At 31.9% G+C, this 20,545-nt stretch carries 17 protein-coding genes; 14 read left to right on the forward strand and 3 right to left on the reverse strand.

Features of this window, described 5'->3' with window-relative positions:
• Window positions 1-86: 86 nt before the first annotated feature.
• From M9426_RS09185 to M9426_RS09225, 9 genes are all read left to right on the forward strand, one after another.
• The gene (locus M9426_RS09185; RefSeq protein ID WP_029140959.1) at window positions 87-1,826 is read left to right on the forward strand and encodes an ABC transporter ATP-binding protein; all 1,740 of its coding nucleotides are present in this window, start codon (window positions 87-89) and stop codon (window positions 1,824-1,826) included.
• Window positions 1,819-3,528, forward strand: a complete 1,710-nt coding sequence (locus tag M9426_RS09190; protein ID WP_047199662.1) for an ABC transporter ATP-binding protein — start codon at window positions 1,819-1,821, stop codon at window positions 3,526-3,528. The genes M9426_RS09185 and M9426_RS09190 overlap by 8 nt, the downstream gene beginning before the upstream one ends.
• A 2-nt stretch (window positions 3,529-3,530) precedes the next feature.
• Entirely contained in the window at window positions 3,531-5,048 is a 1,518-nt protein-coding gene (locus M9426_RS09195; RefSeq protein ID WP_143877060.1) for an ABC transporter ATP-binding protein, read from the forward strand.
• Complete coding sequence (locus tag M9426_RS09200; protein WP_143877061.1) at window positions 5,038-5,742, forward strand: energy-coupling factor transporter transmembrane component T; 705 nt, start codon at window positions 5,038-5,040, stop codon at window positions 5,740-5,742. The genes M9426_RS09195 and M9426_RS09200 overlap by 11 nt, the downstream gene beginning before the upstream one ends.
• A gap of 10 nt (window positions 5,743-5,752) precedes the next feature.
• The gene (locus tag M9426_RS09205) at window positions 5,753-6,337 is read left to right on the forward strand and encodes an MptD family putative ECF transporter S component (RefSeq protein ID WP_070669956.1); all 585 of its coding nucleotides are present in this window, start codon (window positions 5,753-5,755) and stop codon (window positions 6,335-6,337) included.
• A gap of 549 nt (window positions 6,338-6,886) precedes the next feature.
• The gene (locus M9426_RS09210) at window positions 6,887-7,912 is read left to right on the forward strand and encodes an acyl-CoA thioester hydrolase/BAAT C-terminal domain-containing protein (protein ID WP_250342036.1); all 1,026 of its coding nucleotides are present in this window, start codon (window positions 6,887-6,889) and stop codon (window positions 7,910-7,912) included.
• Between the two features lie 271 nt (window positions 7,913-8,183).
• On the forward strand, window positions 8,184-8,792 hold the full coding sequence (locus M9426_RS09215) for a class I SAM-dependent methyltransferase (RefSeq protein WP_250342037.1): 609 nt from the start codon (window positions 8,184-8,186) through the stop codon (window positions 8,790-8,792).
• A 31-nt stretch (window positions 8,793-8,823) separates the two neighbouring features.
• Window positions 8,824-9,450, forward strand: coding sequence for an L-2-amino-thiazoline-4-carboxylic acid hydrolase (locus M9426_RS09220; protein WP_250342038.1), 627 nt, complete (start codon window positions 8,824-8,826; stop codon window positions 9,448-9,450).
• Between the two features lie 104 nt (window positions 9,451-9,554).
• Window positions 9,555-10,052, forward strand: a complete 498-nt coding sequence (locus M9426_RS09225) for a methyltransferase family protein (RefSeq protein ID WP_250342039.1) — start codon at window positions 9,555-9,557, stop codon at window positions 10,050-10,052.
• A 132-nt stretch (window positions 10,053-10,184) separates the two neighbouring features.
• Here M9426_RS09225 and M9426_RS09230 read toward each other — a convergent pair whose 3' ends face one another.
• Both M9426_RS09230 and M9426_RS09235 read right to left on the reverse strand, forming a co-directional pair.
• Window positions 10,185-11,087: a DMT family transporter gene (locus tag M9426_RS09230; protein WP_250342040.1), complete on the reverse strand. Its 903-nt coding sequence runs from the start codon at window positions 11,085-11,087 to the stop codon at window positions 10,185-10,187.
• A 38-nt stretch (window positions 11,088-11,125) separates the two neighbouring features.
• On the reverse strand, window positions 11,126-12,133 hold the full coding sequence (locus M9426_RS09235; protein ID WP_250342041.1) for a potassium channel family protein: 1,008 nt from the start codon (window positions 12,131-12,133) through the stop codon (window positions 11,126-11,128).
• Between the two features lie 136 nt (window positions 12,134-12,269).
• On the opposite strand from M9426_RS09235, the gene M9426_RS09240 reads away from it, so the two are divergent.
• The 4 genes from M9426_RS09240 (at window position 12,270) to M9426_RS09255 (ending at window position 17,822) form a co-directional block, all read left to right on the forward strand.
• On the forward strand, window positions 12,270-12,860 hold the full coding sequence (locus tag M9426_RS09240) for a TetR/AcrR family transcriptional regulator (RefSeq protein WP_250342042.1): 591 nt from the start codon (window positions 12,270-12,272) through the stop codon (window positions 12,858-12,860).
• Window positions 12,861-12,959: 99 nt separating this feature from the next.
• Complete coding sequence (locus tag M9426_RS09245; protein WP_250342043.1) at window positions 12,960-14,753, forward strand: oleate hydratase; 1,794 nt, start codon at window positions 12,960-12,962, stop codon at window positions 14,751-14,753.
• A gap of 153 nt (window positions 14,754-14,906) precedes the next feature.
• Window positions 14,907-16,430 (forward strand): hypothetical protein, encoded by a 1,524-nt coding sequence (locus M9426_RS09250; RefSeq protein WP_250342044.1) that lies wholly within the window; start codon window positions 14,907-14,909, stop codon window positions 16,428-16,430.
• Between the two features lie 150 nt (window positions 16,431-16,580).
• Window positions 16,581-17,822 (forward strand): YkvI family membrane protein, encoded by a 1,242-nt coding sequence (locus M9426_RS09255; protein ID WP_250342045.1) that lies wholly within the window; start codon window positions 16,581-16,583, stop codon window positions 17,820-17,822.
• Between the two features lie 56 nt (window positions 17,823-17,878).
• Here the strand turns inward: M9426_RS09255 and M9426_RS09260 are convergent, their stop codons facing one another.
• On the reverse strand, window positions 17,879-19,345 hold the full coding sequence (locus M9426_RS09260) for a helicase HerA-like domain-containing protein (protein ID WP_250342046.1): 1,467 nt from the start codon (window positions 19,343-19,345) through the stop codon (window positions 17,879-17,881).
• Between the two features lie 110 nt (window positions 19,346-19,455).
• Between M9426_RS09260 and M9426_RS09265 the strand changes: the two genes are divergently transcribed.
• Window positions 19,456-20,190 carry an AAA family ATPase gene (locus M9426_RS09265; protein ID WP_250342047.1) on the forward strand — a complete coding sequence of 245 codons (735 nt, stop codon included), beginning with the start codon at window positions 19,456-19,458 and terminating at the stop codon, window positions 20,188-20,190.
• Window positions 20,191-20,545: the final 355 nt, after the last annotated feature.

The following is a 20,545-nucleotide window of genomic DNA, read 5'->3' on the forward strand; positions in this document are numbered from 1 at the left end:
ACTTTGCGTAATCAGCAAAGTCTTACTTTAAACCTTAATACTGAATTAAAATTCAATATTATTCAATTTTGAAAGGAGAGTTGTTCATGCCGGAAAAAGAATTAAGGAAAAAAGTGATTGGGAAAAATAGTTTATCCAATTCACTTCTTGCTTTAAAAATAGTATTTGATTTGATACCACAAATCTTACTTGTATATTTGATTAGTTCTTTAATCACAAACAATATTAACGAAGGTAATTTAAAGTATATATTCTTGGGAATCTTTATATCGTTTGTATTAAAAGGAGTGTTTTATTATTTTGCAACAAAGGTTGCCCATGAGAAAGCATACGAAAAATTAACAGAACTTAGGTTAGATATTATCGGTCATCTGAAAAAACTAAGTTTGGGATTCTTTAAAGAACATAATACAGGAGAGCTTACCAACATTGTTCAACATGATGTAGAGCAAGTGGAAGTATACCTTGCCCATGGTCTTCCTGAAATAATGGCAGTTACACTTCTGCCTACCATTATTTTTGTAGCTATGATTTTTGTTGATTGGCGTCTTGCTCTTGGAATGATTGCTGGAGTTCCACTCATGTATTTGGTAAAAGTTCTTTCACAGAAAACAATGGATAAAAACTTTGCTATTTACTTTAACCATGAAAATAAGATGAGAGAAGAGCTAATGGAATATGTAAAAAATATTTCTGTGATTAAGGCTTTTGCTAAAGAAGAGGAGATTAGTGAAAGAACATTAAAAACGGCAAGAGAATATATTTACTGGGTTAAAAAGAGCATGGGAGCAATTACAATTCCAATGGGACTCATTGACATATTTATGGAAATTGGAGTAGTTATTGTCATGATTTTGGGAAGTATATTTCTTTACTATGGAAATATTACAACCCCTAATTTTATACTTGCCATTATTTTATCGTCTGCTTTTACTGCATCTATAAGTAAGACGGCTACATTGCAACATTTTTCTATTGTGTTTAAGGAAGCACTAAAGGCGATTGGAAAAGTTTTAACAGTTCCGCTTCCAAAGAAAAAGACAGAACAAGGTTTAGAATTTGGAAATATAGAATTTAAAGATGTGAATTTTGCATACGGAAAAGATAGCTTTGAGCTTAAAAATATCAATTTGAATTTTAAGAAAAATAGTTTGAATGCCTTTGTAGGAGCAAGTGGTTGTGGGAAAAGTACCGTATCTAATTTGCTTATGGGATTTTGGGATGCAGATGAAGGACAAATACTGATAAATGGAAAAGATATAAAAGAATATAGTCAAGAAAATATCTCAATGCTGATTGGTAGTGTGCAACAAGAAATTATCCTTTTTGATTTAAGTATTTTTGAAAATATAGCAATTGGAAAACTAAATGCAACAAAAGAAGAAGTCATAGAAGCTGCTAAAAAAGCAAGATGCCATGATTTTATTTCAGCATTGCCAAATGGATATGAAACACGAGTAGGTGAAATGGGAGTTAAGTTATCTGGTGGAGAAAAACAAAGAATCTCCATAGCAAGAATGATACTGAAAAATGCACCGATTTTAATATTAGATGAAGCAATGGCAGCTGTTGATAGTGAAAATGAAAGACTAATCGGCGAAGCAATTGACGATTTAAGCAAGGATAAAACCATTATTACAATTGCTCATCATCTAAACACAATTAGAGATTCAGACCAAATTATAGTTATGGATAAGGGTGTTGTTCTTGATGCAGGAAGCCATGAAGAGTTGATGAAAAGATGTGAGTTCTATAAGGATATGGTTGAAGCACAGAACAAGGTAGATAGATGGAATTTGAAAGAGGTGGTAACAGAAAATGTTTAGAGAAATGTTAAAGCTGCTTACAAAAACCGGCAAGAGAGATTTGATTATATCAAGTGTATTCTTTGCCCTTTATGGACTAAGCTCCATAGCCATGATTGTTATCGTATTTTCTATACTGTTTCAGATATTTGATGGGACGAGTTTAGCAAGTTTATATAAAGGTTTTATTGCAATTGGGTTACTTGTAGTATTCAAAGGCATTTGTAATATGGTTGCAGATATGAAAAAGCATAGTGCAGGTTTTGATATTGTTCAGCAAATCAGAGAACGCATGATTATTAAATTGAAAAAATTCAGTTTGGGATTTTATACCAATGAAAGACTGGGAGAGATCAATACAATTTTACACAAAGATGTTGATAATATGTCTCTTGTTGTAGGACACATGTGGTCGAGAATGTTTGGCGATTTTTTGATAGGTGCAGTCGTATTTATCGGTCTTGCAAGTATTGATTTCAAACTTGCTATTCTAATGGCTGTATCTGTTCCGATTGCACTTGTCTTTCTATATCTGACAATTAAGCAATCTGAAAGAATAGAGAATCAGAATAATTCAGCACTTCTTGATATGGTTAGCTTATTTGTTGAATATGTTAGAGGAATACCTGTACTAAAGAGTTTTTCAAACAATAAAAGCTTGGATAATGAGCTTATGAACAAGACAAAAAAGTTTGGAGAAACAAGCAAAGTAGCTTCAAGATTCAAGGCAAAACAGCTATCTATATTTGGGTTTTTACTGGATATTGGATATTTAGTTCTTTTAATTGCAGGAGCAATACTTGTTATAAAGGGAAGTCTTGATGTACTTAATTTTATTATCTTTGCAGTAATTTCAAAAGAGTTTTATAAGCCGTTCGCTTCTATGGAACAACACTATATGAACTATGTTTCGGCGGTAGATAGTTACGAAAGACTTTCAAGAATTTTATATGCAGATGTAATCCCGGATAAAGTGAATGGAATTGTTCCGAAAGATAATGATATAGCTTTTGATAACATTGGATTTTCCTATGAAAAAGATGAATTTAAAATGGAAAAATTGAGCTTTTCTATTGCTGAAAAAACAATGACAGCCTTAGTTGGAGAATCAGGTAGTGGAAAGACCACTATAACCAACTTACTTCTAAGATTTTATGATGTGCATAAAGGAAAAATTACACTCGGAGGAATTGATATAAGGGATATTCCTTATGATGAGCTTTTAGACCGTATTAGCATTGTCATGCAGAATGTTCAATTGTTTGATAACACGATTGAAGAAAATATCAGAGTAGGTAAAAAAGGAGCTACAAAAGAGGAAATCATTGAAGCTGCAAAGAAAGCAAGAATACATGATTTCATTATGAGTTTACCAAAAGGTTATGAAACTGATATTGGCGAAAATGGAGGAATTTTATCAGGTGGACAAAGACAAAGAATATCTATTGCAAGAGCTTTTCTAAAAGATGCACCGATTTTAATTCTTGATGAAATGACAAGTAATGTTGATCCTGTAAATGAATCTTTGATACAGGATGCTATTACAGAACTTGCAAAGAATAGAACTGTACTTGTAGTGGCTCATCATTTAAAAACAATTCAAAAAGCTGACCAAATTCTCGTATTTCAAAAAGGAAATTTACTTGAAAAAGGAAAGCATGGTGAACTTCTTGCGAAAAATGGTTACTACACAAAATTATGGAAAGCTCAGTATGGGGTATAACCATGATTTTGCTAAAAGATGTTTCTTATGAATGGGAAGATGGACGAACTGCTTTAAAAAATGTCAATCTTGAAATTAAAAAAGGTGAATTTGTTTTAATTTCAGGGAAAAGTGGAAGTGGTAAAAGCACTCTTGGAAGTGTAATGAATGGTCTTATTCCACATTATTACAAAGGCAAAATGCAAGGGGAAGCCTTTGCGTCCGGAAAAGATATAAGCAAGTTATCGCTTCATGAAATAGGGCATATTGTAGGGACTGTATTTCAAGATCCAAGAAGTCAGTTTTTTACGACAACGACAGATGAAGAAATAGCTTTTGGGCTTCAAACCATCTGCAAATCAAGAGATGAAATAAAACAGAGAGTAGCAGAAGTATATGCAGAACTGGATATTGAGGAACTGGAAGGAAAATCTGTTTTTGAATTATCAAGCGGGCAGAAACAAAAGATAGCTATTGCAAGCATCTATGCAATGAATCCGAAAGTTTTAATTTTAGATGAGCCTTCAGCAAATTTGGATATGAAAGCAACATTTGACCTGTTTTTAATTTTGGAAAAATTAAAGAAAAAAGGAACAACAGTTGTTCTAATTGAACATCGTTTGTACTATGTAAAATCTTTATTTGACCGTTTTCTTTTGGTGAAAGATGGAGAAATTGCACTGGACTTGAGTCGGGAAGAAGTTATTCATCTTGAAGAGGAGTTTTGGGATGAGAATGGATTAAGAACTCTTGAATTAGAAGAATACAGGATAAGTGAGAAGAAAGATTCATATCAATTAAAGGATGAAAGTATCAGCGGAAAAGGCTTGAGATTTTGCTATTCGAATGTAGCTAAGAATGGAAAGAAGCAAAAACAGTACATTTTAAATCATCTTGATTTCAATATGGAGTGCGGAAAAGCCATTGGTCTTATCGGCTTAAATGGTACTGGGAAAACTACCTTTGCAAGAGTGCTTTCAGGACTTGAGAAGATAAAAGAGGGGACAATATGGGCGGGAAAAGATAAGTCGCTTAATCACAAAGATTTAATGGATATGTCATATTTTGTCTTTCAAGATTCAGACTATCAGTTGTTTTCGGAAAGTGTACTTGATGAAATGCTACTTGGTATTTCAAGTAAAAATAAAAAAGAAAATACCCAAAAGGCAAAGTTTATTTTGAATGTACTTGGCTTAGATAAATATATAGACAAGCATCCGTTTGCTTTATCAAGAGGAGAAAAACAAAGACTGACAATAGCTTGTGGAATGATGAAACAGGCAAAAGTTTTTATCTATGATGAACCAACATCAGGTTGTGATAAAGACTCAATGCTTTCAGTCGCAAAATTGATTGAAGAACAATTAAAAAATGGGACAACAGTTTTGGTGATAAGTCATGATTTTGAGTTTTTAGCAAACACAGTGAGTGAGCTATGGGTAATGGGAGATGGAAAAATAGAAAAGGTTCTGAATATGAGTGAAAGTAATAAATTTCTCATATTAGACAAGATGAGAGGAGGTAGAGAACTTGATAGATAGAAAAACAGTCGATCCGAGAATAAAACTTATTCTACTTCCAATTGCCTCCTTTACCAGCTTTTTTATAAGCGATACAATCCTACTTTTCGGACTGATTGTCTTTGCCTTTTTTCTGTATGTATACAGTAGTATGTGGAAAAGAGCATTACGCTTTATTTTGTTTTTTGTGCTTTTATACTGCATAGAGTTAGGGCTTGGAAAGTTTCGTGAAGCAAGTATCGTATTTGCAATATATATGTTTATTTACTTTGCATCAAGGATGACCTTAATTGCTATGTTTGGTGGATATATAACAAAGACTACAAGTGTAAGTGAAATGCTTGAAGCATTAAATAGAATGAAAGTACCAAGAAGCATTGGTATACCTTTTAGTGTTTTGCTTAGGTTTGTACCAACTATAAAAATAGAACTCAAGGCATTAAAAGAGAATATGAAGATTCGAGGAATCGTAACAAGTAGATTTTTCCCGTTGCTACATCCAATTAAATACATTGAATATACGCTTGTTCCGCTTTTAATGAGAATGATTAAGATTTCAGATGAACTGTCAGCTTCAGCACTCATTAGAGGACTTGATAGTGATGCGAACAGGGTTACATTAACAAAATTGAGGTTTAGATGGGCGGATTTGTTGATTGGACTATTAGGAGCTTTGATGATTGCTCTTGTGATAGTAATACAGAAAATTTATTAGGAGGACTTTTATGAAAAACAAATTAAATGGTCGTGATTTTATTACAATCGGAATCTTTAATGCAATTGGAATTGTCATATACATGGCGGTTGCATTTGCTATGGCAACAACAGTGATTGGAGGATTTATTGCGTCAGGAGTTAGCTTTATGGTAGCTGCTACAGTTTATATCCTTATGGCTTTGAAAGTTAAAAAGAAGGGCGTATTTACAATATCAGGAACGCTTCTTGGTTTAATTGCATTGTCAGGAGGACATTTGCCTCATGCAGTCTTTGCTGTAATCGGTGGAATTATATGTGATTTGATTATAGGAAATTATGAGAGCAAGGGACGAATGATTATTGGATATGGGACATTTGCATTAGCAGATTTTTTAGGGACAGTAATTCCTGTGATTTTATTCGGGACAGCTTCTTTTGTGGAAAGAGCATCAAAATGGAAAATGAGCGAAGCACAAATAAATGAAGCATTATCTTATTTCAAAGTTTCGTGGGCAGTAGGATTTGGCTTGATAACTTTTGTTCTTGCTTGCATAGGAGCATTCGTTGCAACTAGAATACTTAAAAAACATTTTGAAAAAGCCGGAGTGATTTAATCAATATTTATTTGTGAGGGAAAAATGGATTAAATAATGGAGGTAATTGCTATGTATTATTTAGGGTCTGTTATTCATATAGAAAAAAACAATAGACCTTTTTGATACTGGTAATTACCATAAAAAATCAAATTTAAAATATAGGGAAAAAACAAATTTGTTTTATTTTAGAGGATTTATGTCTAATAGCATAAGTCCTCATTTTTTTTGTTCAAATTAATCATTAAAACTCAAAAATACTATAGCAAAAGACAATGTGTGTTGAGAGTGTAATCTTAATACAGAATATTTAAATTTAGTTATATTGTATTTTATGTAGTTTTATAAGTATTTTGTCTTCGACAAAGACGAAGAAGGATAGGTCAAAAAGACTCAATCAAACATTATAAGAAAGCCGAGAATTCTATTGTAATTCATCTTTTAATAGGACTTATTAATGAATTATTGTTGCTAATGTAATTAATACACTAAGGATGATATAATAAGTAAAATTAAATTTTTGTTAGATATTAGTAGAAGCTTCATATTATTACAAAGGAAGTATATAAAATGAAAAAAATATTTTTTAGAATTTTTTCAATTGTTATTATTTTACTGGCTTTGGTTTTTATTCTTAGAATATACAATGACCATAAGTATAAAAATAGCAATAACTTGAAATTACCTGAATATTATAAAGATGTAAATGATATAAGTCTTTATCCCGTAGCTACTGACGGAGTTGATGTAACCTATGTTGATGAAGGTAGAATGCAAGGCTTTAGATTTGTACCCAAAGAAAAATTACATAAGGGCCTTGTAATTTGTTTTGGAGGTTCTGACGGAAGTCCAAATTTTGATAATGCAAAAAGATTAGCTGAGGAGGGTTATGAAACTTTTGCCTTATTTATGTATGGTATGAGAAATCAAGAACAAACTCTGAGAAGAATTCCCTTAGAACAATTTGAAGATGTTATCAATTATATAAATAAAAATGTAAAAGATAATAAACCGATAAGTATTTTGGCGGCGTCAAAAGGATCAGAATATGCACTTAATTTGGCTAGCAAATATCATGAGATAGATAACTTGGTTTTAATAGCACCTTCATCTTATACTTTTGCTGGTCTAGATTTTAAAGATTATGGTTCATCATGGACATATAAAGGAAAGGAGCTTCCTTATATAGATATTAAAAAATCATCACTTAAGTCATTTTTGAAAAATATTATTGTTCCAGCCATTATTAAAAGTCCTATTAGTTTTAAAGATACTTATAATAGTGCAATAGAGAAAGACTCATCAAGCCAAGAAAAACTAATCCCAGTCAAAGATGTCAAGGCGAATATATTAATGATAGTAGGCGAGGATGATTTGATGTGGGATAGTCTTGCCATGGCAAATAAAATAAAAGAAGAAAATCCTAATGCAAAGATTTATTCTTATAAAGGTGCAGGGCATATATTTGCTGGCAATGGGATCATTAATATAAAAAATGTGAGGATTGCAACGGGTGGAACAGCTGAAGACAATAAAAAAGCAAAAATCGAATCAATAAAAGCTATTGATGCTTTCTTAATTGAAAACCATAAATAGAAGATTACTTAGATATTTAAAGACGGTAGAAATAATAATCTATCGTCTTTTTTAGTGCCAAAAATGGAAGGAAAAGGAAACGTAAGTAAATTTTTTTAAAATAAAGAAAGACTAATAGATTTGATTTTTCCAAATATTTCGATTGAAAACGCAAAATTAATGAGGTCATTTTTTTATTTTCGTTTAATTAATTAATATAAATAGTATTTGTGTTTAAAATAATGAAAAGTGATATAATACAGGTGATAATTAGTATCAATCGGAGGTGTATATGTTTAAGAGTTTCTTAGAAAATTTTAGAAAGCCAAAAGATAATTTTTGTGGAAGATTTATGTTAAAGAGTATGAATAAAGGGCATGAAAAATTAGCAAAGTGGGGTAGGTCTTACTTAAATATTTCTGAAGATTATACTGTCCTAGATTTGGGATGTGGTGGAGGACGTAACATAGAATATTTTTTGACTAAAGCTGATAAAGTTTATGGCCTTGATCACTCAGAAGCAAGTGTAAAAATAACAAGTGAGAGAAATAAAGAGGCAATAGAGTCTGGAAGATGTAAAATCCTATTAGGAGATGTAAAAAGCCTTCCTTTTGAAGATGAATCAATAGATGTTGTTACAGCTTTTGAAACTATTTATTTCTGGAGTGATATAGAGGAATGCTTTAAGGAAATTTATAGAGTGCTAAAGAAAGATGGGAAATTTTTAATATGTAATGAAGTTTCTTCTATGAAAAGAAAAGATGTTAGGAAACTATCGAGAGTTATAAATCTCAAAGTTTACACACCAAAGGATTTGACAAAAATGCTCACAGATATTGGTTTTAAATGTGAGTATTATTTAGATAAAAAGGAACAAATCTTATTTATTGCAACAAAGTAAATAATTTAAAGAAAGGTGCAAGGGATAAATTATGAAATACCATGGATTTTATTTCAATCTATTTAAATATCCTATGAAAAAAGTCTTACTAGAAAATTATGGACATGATTATGCTAGAGAAGTAATCAAAAAAAGTAAGATAGTTTATCGAAAATTAATAGAAGAGGCTGATGATATAGGCGATGACAATCCCATGGCATACAATGAGATGTTCGCCCTTGCTTTTGTAGCTCCTTATATAGCAAGCGAGAAAAGTATTCCTCCTGAAATAGTACAAGAAATGATGAGAAGGGCCCTTTATTCACTTAGATGGTTTTTCTCCTTAACTGATCTTAATACTAAAAGGGGAAAAAAGGCAAATAAGAAAAATATACTTAAGTATTACAAGTGGTACACAGAGGAAAAAGAAAAGCTATATCCAACATCCTTTAAAGTTGATTTTGAGGGAGAACCCTATGAGGGAGCTTGTTATTATAGAATTACTCGTTGCCCAATTTGTGCTTACACAGAGAAGCTAGGGGTAGCTGAATTAATGCCTTTATTCTGTGAGTTGGACGAGCTTATGATAAGTCTTCAACATGGAGTCCTTCACAGAAAAGATACCATAGCAAATGGAGCAGATTGTTGCGATTATTTTATAACTGGCGATAGGGAGTGAACTTAATAAACTATTTTTTTAAAGAAGCTTTACTTCGTTAACATCAATTTACATAGTGGAAAAAAGGGGATTATTAAGTTTACAATAATCACTGAGGGTTGAAAATGAAATCAAAAGAATTTAAAATGCCAGCTTTTGGGGTCGGACCAATTTATGTACTAACCTGTTTATTTTTAACAATGTTAGGAGTATATCTACATATTAAAGGATACTTATATGCAGGAGAATTTACCGAGGGAAAAATATTTTTTATTGTTTTTGGAATTCTCCTAATACTATTTGGCTTATATTTATGGATAGAGGCTGTAATAGTTCAAAAAATAAATAAAAAAGTTAAAGAGAAAAAGTTGATTACAAGTGGAGTCTACGGATTTGTAAGAAATCCTGTCTACTCAGCATTTATATTTATCTTTACAGGAATTCTTTTACTCACAGCAAACTATATTTTATTAATACTGCCCTTTGTCTTCTGGGCCTACCTAACAATATTGATGAAAAACACAGAAGAAAGATGGTTAAAAAATGAATTTGGGAAAGAATATGAAATATATTTAAATGAAGTAAATAGAGTAATACCATGGTTTAGAAGAAAAAGTAATTGAATTAAAAAAGCATCTATCCTTATGGGGTCACCATAAAGCTAGATGCTTTTGTCTTATTACAGAATAATAATTACATTTTGATACTTATAAAATAAATAGAAAGGCCTTATAAAAATTTTTATAAAATCTAACTTAATTTTCTGCTTCTTTGTCTTTAACTGATAAAAAGACAGTCAAGAGTATACAGAAAAAACCTGTTAACTCTACTAATGAAAATCTCATTCCTAAGAATATAGCAGCAAGCAAAGTAGCTGAAGCTGGCTCAAGACATCCAATTAAGGTTGCCTTAACTGGACCAATATGCTTTACACCTTCAAGGAAGATGGAGAAGCCACCAGCAGTGCCTACTACTATTATAATTGCTATCATTAGCCATGCTATGAAGTCAAGATCCTTTGGTATAATCCAAGCCTTGGTAATTATGGATATTACAAGACCACCGATGAGCATACCCCAACCAGTTACAAGTATGTTGCCCCATTTAACAATAATAGGTCTGGAAAAAAGTGTATATGTGATAACTCCCACAGCAGATAACAATCCAAAGATAAGCCCTGCTGTAGAAATTGTCATGTTTCGGGGATTTCCACCAGTTGAGATTAAGTAGGTTCCTAACACAGCTAGAAAAACTGCTAGAATTTGCGAGAACTTCATTTTTGTTCTTGTCACTATGGACATAAAGACGATCATTATAACTACGTTAAGGCTTTGAAGGACTGTTGCAGTTGCTGAGTCTGAATATTTTATAGCACTTACATAAGTGTACTGACACATTAAGAGTCCTAAAATGGAAAAGGCAAAAAGCCATCCAACATCTTTTGGAATTGTCCAAATTTTTATTATTTTATCCTTATCTTTAAAGGCTGATAAAATTAAAAGTAGGATCCCTGATAAGACCATACGTATAGCCGTTAACCAAGATGAATCAACATCATAATTCATAAAAAGATACTGACTACACACACCAGATATTCCCCAGCTCATAGCACCTAAAGATGCAAAAAATAAACCCCTCATCTTACTCTTGTTCTTCAATCAAATTTCCCCCTATAATGTTTAAACTTATATATAAATTATTTTATTTCATCTCCTAAATTTCTAAGCTTATCAACTTGCTCTTCTCGTCCAAGTATTATAAGGACATCGCCAATCTTAAAAGTATAATCAATAGGAGGGTTAAAGAGTATCTTTTCATCTTCAATCTTTTTTATTGCCAAAACAGTTAGACCAGTTTTTCTTGGTATTTCTGCTTCAATTAATGTTTTGTTTTCTAAATAAGATCCCTTCTTTACGATAACTTCTTCAAGGTCAAGTTCTACATCTCCAACTCTTGTGACAACATCAAGAAAAGAAATAATATTTGGTTTAATCATTAATGATGCCATCCTGTTGCCAGATATTTCAATGGCTGACAGGGTTTTATTAGCGCCAACTTTTAATAATTTTTCATTGCCTGACTTTGTAATTGCATTAGAGATTATATAAATTTTATTGTTGAGATTTCTTGCAGTAAGAACTGTAACAATATTATCAACCTCGGTTTCCATTGTAGCAACAAGACCTTTTGCCTTCTCAATTCCTGCATGAAGTAAGACACTTTCTTCAGTTGATTGTCCTTCAACAACTAATATATTGTGGTGACTGTAGTCATCAAGGTCTTCTCGTTTATCTGTTATTACTACGAAGTCTAAATTTTCATCTATAAACTTTTTAATGATTACTTCTGCAAGCTCTCCAGATCCACATATTATGTAATGATCACTTAGAGCAGAAATTTTTCTTTCCATTTTACTTCCCTTCCATAAATCAGAAACCTTACCTTCAACAAACATAGCAACAAGAGTTGTAAAAGCATAACCAAAGAGACCAACTCCTAAAAATATCATTATAACTGAAAATATTTCTGAAGAATTGCTAGTTGTGCCAACTTCACCGAAGCCAACAGTAGATACAGTTATAACTGTCATGTATAAGGCGTCAACAAAATCTACATCTGATAAAATCATATAACCCACTGTGCCTATGATAAGCAAGAGGGAAAATGCATATAAAATAAATTTAATTTTTCTTTTCTCGTCCATAAGCTTCTCCTATACTTGAGATTATATTATAATACATGATAAAAGACTAGAAGTTTAAGCTATATAATATTCTAATTTATCTATTTAATAATTTTAAAAATGGTTAATATATATGAATTTATAAGAGGGGAGTCTTATGGCGAAAAATTATACAAAAAATCTAATAAAGCAAGAATTTATAAAACTTTTGAATAAAAAGAGTTTACATAATATTACTGTGACTGAAATAGCAAAACAATGCAAAATAGAAAGAAAAACTTTTTATTATCATTATGAAAATTTACCACAACTTGTTAAAGAAATTTTTGATGAAGAACTTGAAGATGTAATCAAAGAGTTTAATGAAACCCTATCTTGGGAAGAGAGTTTTATATCTGCTGAAAAATTTATCTTGGATAATAAAAAAGTTGTAAAGCATATGTATGAGTCTGATTACAAAATTGAATTAGAAAAATATATTTTTTCTATTTCAGGAGAAATAATGAGAAAATATGTGAGAAGAGTTGCCAAGGATACAAAAGCTCAAGAAATTGATATAAAACTTATTGCTTATTTTTATCAATGTGCTTTCAGTTCATCTTTAATCCAATGGGTGGCCACTGACATGAAGACAGATCCTAAGGTAGTTACGCGTAGATTAGGAGAGTTAATGGACGGGAATATATTAGAGTCTTTAAAACGCAGTGAAAAGTTAGAAAAACTTACCCAATCTCTTGAAATTGAGTAAAAGTTACCCAAGAATCCTCTTTTGGCAGATGATACTTTATCAGAACAATGTTCTAATAAACATAGAAGAAATGATAAAGAATTATTTAAGGAGGATGTTATGGAACTAAAGACTCATGATAAGAGATTAAAACTTACTAATGGAGATTTTCAAAGATTAGTAAAAGCTAGAAAGCCAGCAGGAATTGAAAAAAAATCTGCTTACTTAGTAGGAACAGGAATTGCATCACTTACTGCAGCTTGTTTCTTAATTAGAGATGCTCACATGGAAGGTAAAAAAATTACTTTCTTAGAACAATTAGATATTCCTGGTGGTTCACTTGATGGTGATTACATGGATACTAGGGGGTATGTAGCTCGTGGTGGTAGAGAAACTGGAGCTCACTTCGAATGTCTATGGGATATTTGGAGTTCAATCCCAAGTTTAGAAGACCCAGAAATGAGTGTTTTAGACGATTATTTCTACACTAACTACGACGATCCAAACTTTAGTAATTGCCGTATAACTCACAAACAAGGTGAACGTTATGACGATGGTAAATTTAATCTAACTCAAGATCAAGTTAAAGAAATTGCAGAACTTTGCATGACTCAAGATGAACTACTTGAAGATAAGGCTATAGAAGATATTTTCTCAGATGGACTTTTAAACTCAGACTTCTGGACACTTTGGAGAACAATGTTTGCCTTTGAAAACTGGCATTCTGCTCTAGAAATGAAATTATATCTAAATCGTTTTATCCACCACGTTGGAGGACTTACAAATTTATCTGCCCTTAGATTTACAAGATATGACCAATACAATTCAATCGTAAAACCAATGGTTAAATATCTTGAAAATCACGGATGTAAATTCCAATACAACATTAAGGTTACTGATGTTGACTTTGATATTTCAGAAAATAGAAAAGTTGCAACAAAAATTATAGCTGAAGATAAAGATGGAAATGACAAGTCTATTGACTTAACAGAAAATGATCTTTTATTTATAACTAACGGATCTATGACAGAAAACTCAAGTTATGGTGATGACAACACACCAGCAGAACTTAGTGACGAACAAACTGGTTGCTGGGAAATGTGGAAAAACATTGCTAAAAAATCAGATGACTTTGGTAATCCTGAAGTATTCTGCTCAGATGTAGAAAAGAGTAACTGGGAGTCTTGTACAGTAACTTGCCACGACGAATCAGTGCCAAAATATATTGAAAAAATTACAAAGAGAAGCCCTTATGGTGGAAAAACTGTAACAGGTGGTATTGTTACTTGCGTTGATTCAAGCTGGTTAATGTCTTGGACAATTAACAGACAAGGTCAATATCCAGAACAACCTGAAAATGATGTATGTGTTTGGGTTTACGGTTTATTCACAGATGTTGAAGGTGACTACATCAAGAAGAAAATGAGAGATTGTACTGGTAAGGAAATTACAAAAGAATGGTTATACCACATTGGTGTTCCTGTAAATGAAATTGATGCACTTGCTGAAACTTGTACAGCAGTACCTGTAATGATGCCATATATCACAGCTCAATTTATGCCAAGGAAAGCAGGCGATAGACCTTATGTAGTTCCAAAGGGTGGAGTTAACTTTGCTTTCTTAGGACAATTTGCAGAAACTCTTGATGATCCAGGAAGAGATACAGTATTCACAACAGAATACTCTGGTAGAACAGCAATGGAAGCAGTTTATGTACTTTGCGGAGTAGAAAAGGCTGTACCGGAAGTATTCGCATCAAGATATGATATAAGATACCTTCTAAACGGTATGGTTGCACTATCAGATGGTGAAAAGCCAGATCTTCCACTTTCACCACTACAAAAGATGAAAGTTGCAAAATTTATTAAAGGTACAGATATAGAAGAAATGTTAAAAGAATTTAATATTATATAATGATTACAGGATTAAATAATTAAATAATTAAATAGCATATAATAAGAAAAATCTCTTGAGGTCTAAGCATCTTAAGAGATTTTTTTGTGTTATTTATAATATAATAAGAGTAAATAATAATTTATTAGCTTAAAGCAAGTGGGGTGGAATAGTGTGACAGATTTTAAAAAGATTTATAAATTTTCAAATAAGTGGTTGGATAAATTTTCTGCAGAAGATCCTAATCTTCAAGATTTAATTGATGTAAAAATGGCAGAAGATTGCCTGGAGCTTGGCTTCTCTCTAGAATTAGGACATGAGTTTCTTAGAAAATATGGAAATGAGACAAGTAAGTTAGCTAAGTTAAAAAAAATTATTGATGAAGTAAATGAAATTGATCTTTTGGGTTCTGTTATTTTTCTTAATTGGAGATATTTCAACCACTGGGCTTATGACCAAAGTGAAATTTTAAAAGAAGATAATATAAATTGGTTTATTTTGGCGTTAAGTCATTTAAATCAGCTTGCAGCAAAGGATAAATTCTTATTTAAAGGGGAAATCAAAAGTTTTATTTTAAAATCGGATGCTATGTCTTTCGGACTTTTTCCTGAGGAAGGTCAAATTATAGGACAAGATATCTACCTAGATATTGAAGGAAGAGTTTCTATTAAGTCTTATAAGTATGCCAGAGAAATAGGGAGAAATAAAAATTTCGAGAGAATCGACTTTAAAATTAGAAAACAAGAAGCCTATAGAATTTTTTATGAGCTTAAAAAATATTTTGGAGATAAGTACGATCCCTTTGAACTTATGATTATGGATGTAGGAAGTTGGGATGCAGTAATAGAAAACACAGAAGGTAAAAAATATAGATTTAATGGCCCCCTGTTTGAAAACCAGCATGAGGATCTTGCTTATTTATCATTTTTTATAAGGAGCTTGCTTGGAAGAATGGACTTATTTGTTTTTGATGGGAAAGCTAAGACTGATAGAATAAAAAAACTTAGCCTATACTATCATAGAATAACAGAAATTCCTATTGATAGATTTATTTTTGATAAAAATTTTGATCGCGCAATATGGGATTATAAGGAATCAATAATTATTAATAGGGAAGAAAACACAATAGAGCATAACAAAATAATTGGGGAAGAATGCAAAGTTTATCAAAAATTTGAGGTGAAAGGACTAATAGATTCAATCCTTGATAATTTTGAAGAAGAAGATTTATTTAAAAAGATAAAAGGAAATCCTGAAGATGCTATAGGAATACCTGACGAGATAAGAAAATATAAGATAACTATTGATTATGAGAAGAAGCCACAGCGAATTATTGAAGGAGATTTTGACAAGAGAGGCTTACCAGAAGATTTTTCTGAATTTGCTGAAATCCTTCAGGAGTCTTTAAACTTTTATAACTTTGAAGAAATTTTAAATCCTAAATTTTATGAAAAAGTTAGAAGATTAAAAGATCAATATATTTATTGCAGTCTTGACTTTGGAAGTGGTAAGAAGACCTACTACTATAGGACTGAAGATAATGAGATAGAAGAAGGTGATTTAGTCCTTGTACCTGTGGGACCTGACAACCATGAAGCAGTAGCTTTTGTCGATAAAGTAGAATACTTTTATAAAGAAGATGTACCCTTTCCATTAGAGAAGACAAAATTTATACTTGAAAAGTATGATGAAGAGTAATTTAATAAAGCAATTTAAGAAAAGAAAGTACTTGTTAAAATTACTTTCTTTTTTTATTTCATAAAGAAACAAAGTCTACAAATTTGTAATATATTCTCATTGTGATAACATATAAGAGTTCGATTATTAATTTGAGATTAAGGAGAACTAATGAATAAGAAAACCATAAGCATAATACTGGCCTATGTTGGCGTACTTACAGGAGCAGGCCTAGCCAGTGGTCAAGAACTTATGCAATATTTTGTTTCCTTTGGGAAACCAGGAATTTTTGGGCTAATAGTAGTTGGAATCCTACACATTTTTGTAGGTGGAATTATCCTTCAACTAGGAAGTCACTTCATAGCAGAAAGTCACATAGATGTACTAGAAGAAGTTTCAGAAAAATTTGTGACAAAGTTTATGGACTTCGCCCTACTTTTAAACTGTTTTTTAATGGGCTTTGTAATGATAGCAGGTGCAGGCTCCAACTTAAACCAACAATTTGGTTTGAAATCATGGGTGGGTTCACTAATATGTACAATATTGATTATAGTAGTAGGAATGATGGACTTTGAAAAAGTAACTAAAGTAATTGGACTTTTTACTCCTCTAATTTTAGTTTTTACTTTAGTAGGCTCTATCCACACAATAGTAAATTCAAATCCAGACTTTCAAGCCCTAGATGCCCTTGGAAAAACTTTAAAAGCATCACTACCTAATATTTATATTTCCACAATAAATTATTTTGGACTTTGTATGATTTCAAGTATTTCTATGGCATTTGTACTTGGTGGCACTAGGACTGACTCGTCACAGGCAAGAGCCGGTGGAATGTTAGGTGGCAGTCTCGTTGCAATCTTAACATTTCTAGTTGGTATAACAGTATTTTTAGGGCTTAATGATGTAATAGATGCAGACATTCCCATGCAAGTTATATTAAATAATATTAATCCCTACTTGGGACTTGCAATGTCTTTAGTTATTTTTGGAATGATTTTTAATACTGCCATTTCATTATTCTACTCTGCTGCAAGAAGACTGTCCCTGACAGAAGAGAAGTTCAAAAGAAATTTAATAATTTTCACCCTATTGGGATTTGGACTTTCTTTTATGGGATTCAAAAAACTAATGGCAATACTTTATCCAATACTTGGTTTCTTAGGAACTGCCCTAATTTTAATTTTAATTGTAGCCTGGTTTAAAGAGAGAGATTCAATAAAATCTGAAAGTAAAAAACGTGATCAGATAGAAGAACTTACAAGAAAAAAACTAGACGATGATTTGGAATTTAGTAGAAAAGATAGGCAAAAGTTAGATAAGCTAGCAGAAGCATCTATTATTGACGACGATAAGATAAAAGAGGCTGTAGAAGAAGAGATAGAAGAAGAGCTGGAAGAAGAAAACAATAATTAAAATAAAGACTGGAGAGATTAAAAGTTTCATCCAGTCTTTTTTAAATTCAAAAATATTTATCTTCTCTTTTTCATTGAACCAAGTATTCCTCTAGCTATTTCACGACCAATGGATCTTGTTATTGTTCCTAACATGGAGTCAATCCCCTTGTCGATGTAGGACTTTTGCTTGCGAGAAGACTTCCTTTCTTTTTCAAGTTCTTTTCTTCTAAGTTCATATTCTTCTTCGCGAGCTTTATCAATTTTTTCTCTCTCAATCCTATCTTTAAGAACTTCATAAGCAGACTCCCTATCAATAGAATTTTTATATTTAGAGTAGAGGGAAGAAGACTCAACTATTGATTTTAATTCCATATCATTAAGGTTCGAGAATGAGGAGTGAGGTGGCAAGATTAAAGCTCTGTCTGCAAAGCTTGGTGCACCAGTTTCATCAGGGAAGGATACTATTGCCTCTCCAGTCCTTAAATTTATAATTTCTTCTTTTAAGTCTATTGACTCATCTTGTCTAAAGCTATCAGCAACAGCCTTAATAGTTTTTAATTCTTTAGGAGAATAAGCTCTTAGCTGGTGGATAATCCTGTTGGAAAGTTGAGACGAAACTTCTTCTGGAATATCCAAGGGGTTTTGTGTTATGAAAAATACTCCAACACCCTTACTGCGAACAAGTCTTACCACTTGAATTATTTTATCCTTTAAAACATTAGGTGTATTTTTAAAAAGTAAGTGGGCTTCGTCAAAGAAGAAAACCAACTTAGGTTTATCCAAGTCACCAACTTCTGGGAAGTTTTCATAAATTTCTGATAGAAGATATAGTAGTAACATTGAATAGAGAAGAGGATTTGTAATAAGCTTATCTGCCTTTAAAATATTTACAAGACCCCTGCCCTCTGAATCAGTTTTAATTAAGTCATTGATGTCGATTGCTGGTTCTCCAAAGAACAAATCTCCACCAGCATCTTCTAGGAAGAGCAATTTTCTTGAAATAGCAGACAAGCTTTGGCTAGCTACGTTTCCAAAATTTTTGCTAACGACCTCACGGTTATCACTTACATAATTTATAACTTCCTTTAAGTCTTTTAAATCAATTAAGAGAAGTCCTTCACTGTCGGCAACCTTAAAGACAATATTTAAAACTCCCATTTGAGTATCATTGAGGCCTAAGATATTTGAAAGCATGAGAGGACCCATTTCAGAAATAGTTATCCTAAGAGGAATTCCTCCTTCTTGATATACATCCCAAATGTTAAGAGGGTAGGGCTTAAAATCAAAATCATCTAAACCCAGTTCATTAAGCCTTGACCTTAGCTTGTCATTCATTTCTCCAGGCTTAGAAATATTTACAAGATCTCCCTTGACATCAGCAAGGATACTTGGGACACCAGCATCAGATAGACCTTCAGTTAAGACCTTAAGTGTAACAGTCTTTCCAGATCCTGTTGCTCCACTAATAAGTCCATGCCTGTTCACCTTGTTGAGAAGAATGTAATTTTCAAACTTACCCTTTCCAATTAAAATTTTATCCATAAGAGCCTCCTTAGTAGCTTTGTAATCTAAGTTTATTATAGCAGAGAAAAGACTTGATAAAATAAGTTTTTAAAAATGATATAATTGATTAAAGAATGTGAGGTCATACCATGGAATACTTAAAAGAAATTTATAAAATAAATATAGAAGACTTCGAAGAATATTCATACCTTAGAAATATTCCTTCATTAAAAAATTTTCAGGGAATTAAAATCCATAAGCCTGTGACTTTTTTTGTTGGAGAAAATGGAAGTGGGAAGTCAACTCTTCTTGAAGCCATAGCTGTTGCCCTAGGCCTCAACCCAGAAGGGGGATCCAAAAATTTTAACTTCGCCACAAAAGAAACTCATTCAGAACTTGGAAAAATCTTAGAAATTGCTAGAGGATCAAGAAGAGAAGAGGATGGTTTTTTTCTTAGAGCTGAGTCCTTTTACAATCTTGCAACAGAAGTTGAGGAGCTCGCAAGCTCTGGTTTCACAAATTTTTATGATTCTTATGGTGGCAAGTCTCTTCATGACCAATCCCATGGCGAGAGTTTTAGGTCTCTCATCCTAAATAGGTTTAGAGCCAGAGGAATCTACCTACTCGATGAACCTGAAGCTGCACTTTCCCCAACGTCACAGATGTCGCTACTCTGCATAATAGATGAACTAGTAAAAAAAGATACTCAATTTATAATTGCAAGTCACTCGCCAATTATACTTGCCTATCCCAATGCAGATATTTATGAATTTAGCGAAGCTGGCATAGAGAAGAAGTCCTACAAGGAAACAGAATCCTATAGTGTAACTAAAGCCTTCTTAGATGATCCAGAAAGAATGATGAATTTTTTATTCGATGATTGACAATAACCCTGATACATAATCGGGGTTATTTTTTGTCTTTAAAAAATTTATAACTAATCAAAAAAGAAACTAATGTATAAATTAAATTTATAGTATCAATGTCAAAGAAATGTTAAATTTTTATTTTTTGAAAATATTTTTTATTTATCTAAAGGGAAACCTATGCTAAAATAATTCTCGTATCATTACATTTAGTTAAATATTTTTGAATATTTATTATTTATGTAAGTTAATATAAAGTAGTAGGCAATTTATATTAATTCTATAAATTAAAATATTTTATTGTCTTTGATTTAATTTAAGGCATGTATTTAATTTGTGAAAGATACAAATCATAAAATTTATGGAGGAAAAC

It is taken from the genome of Peptoniphilus genitalis (assembly GCF_023614525.1).
In the GTDB taxonomy this organism is placed as follows: domain Bacteria; phylum Bacillota; class Clostridia; order Tissierellales; family Peptoniphilaceae; genus Peptoniphilus_A; species Peptoniphilus_A genitalis.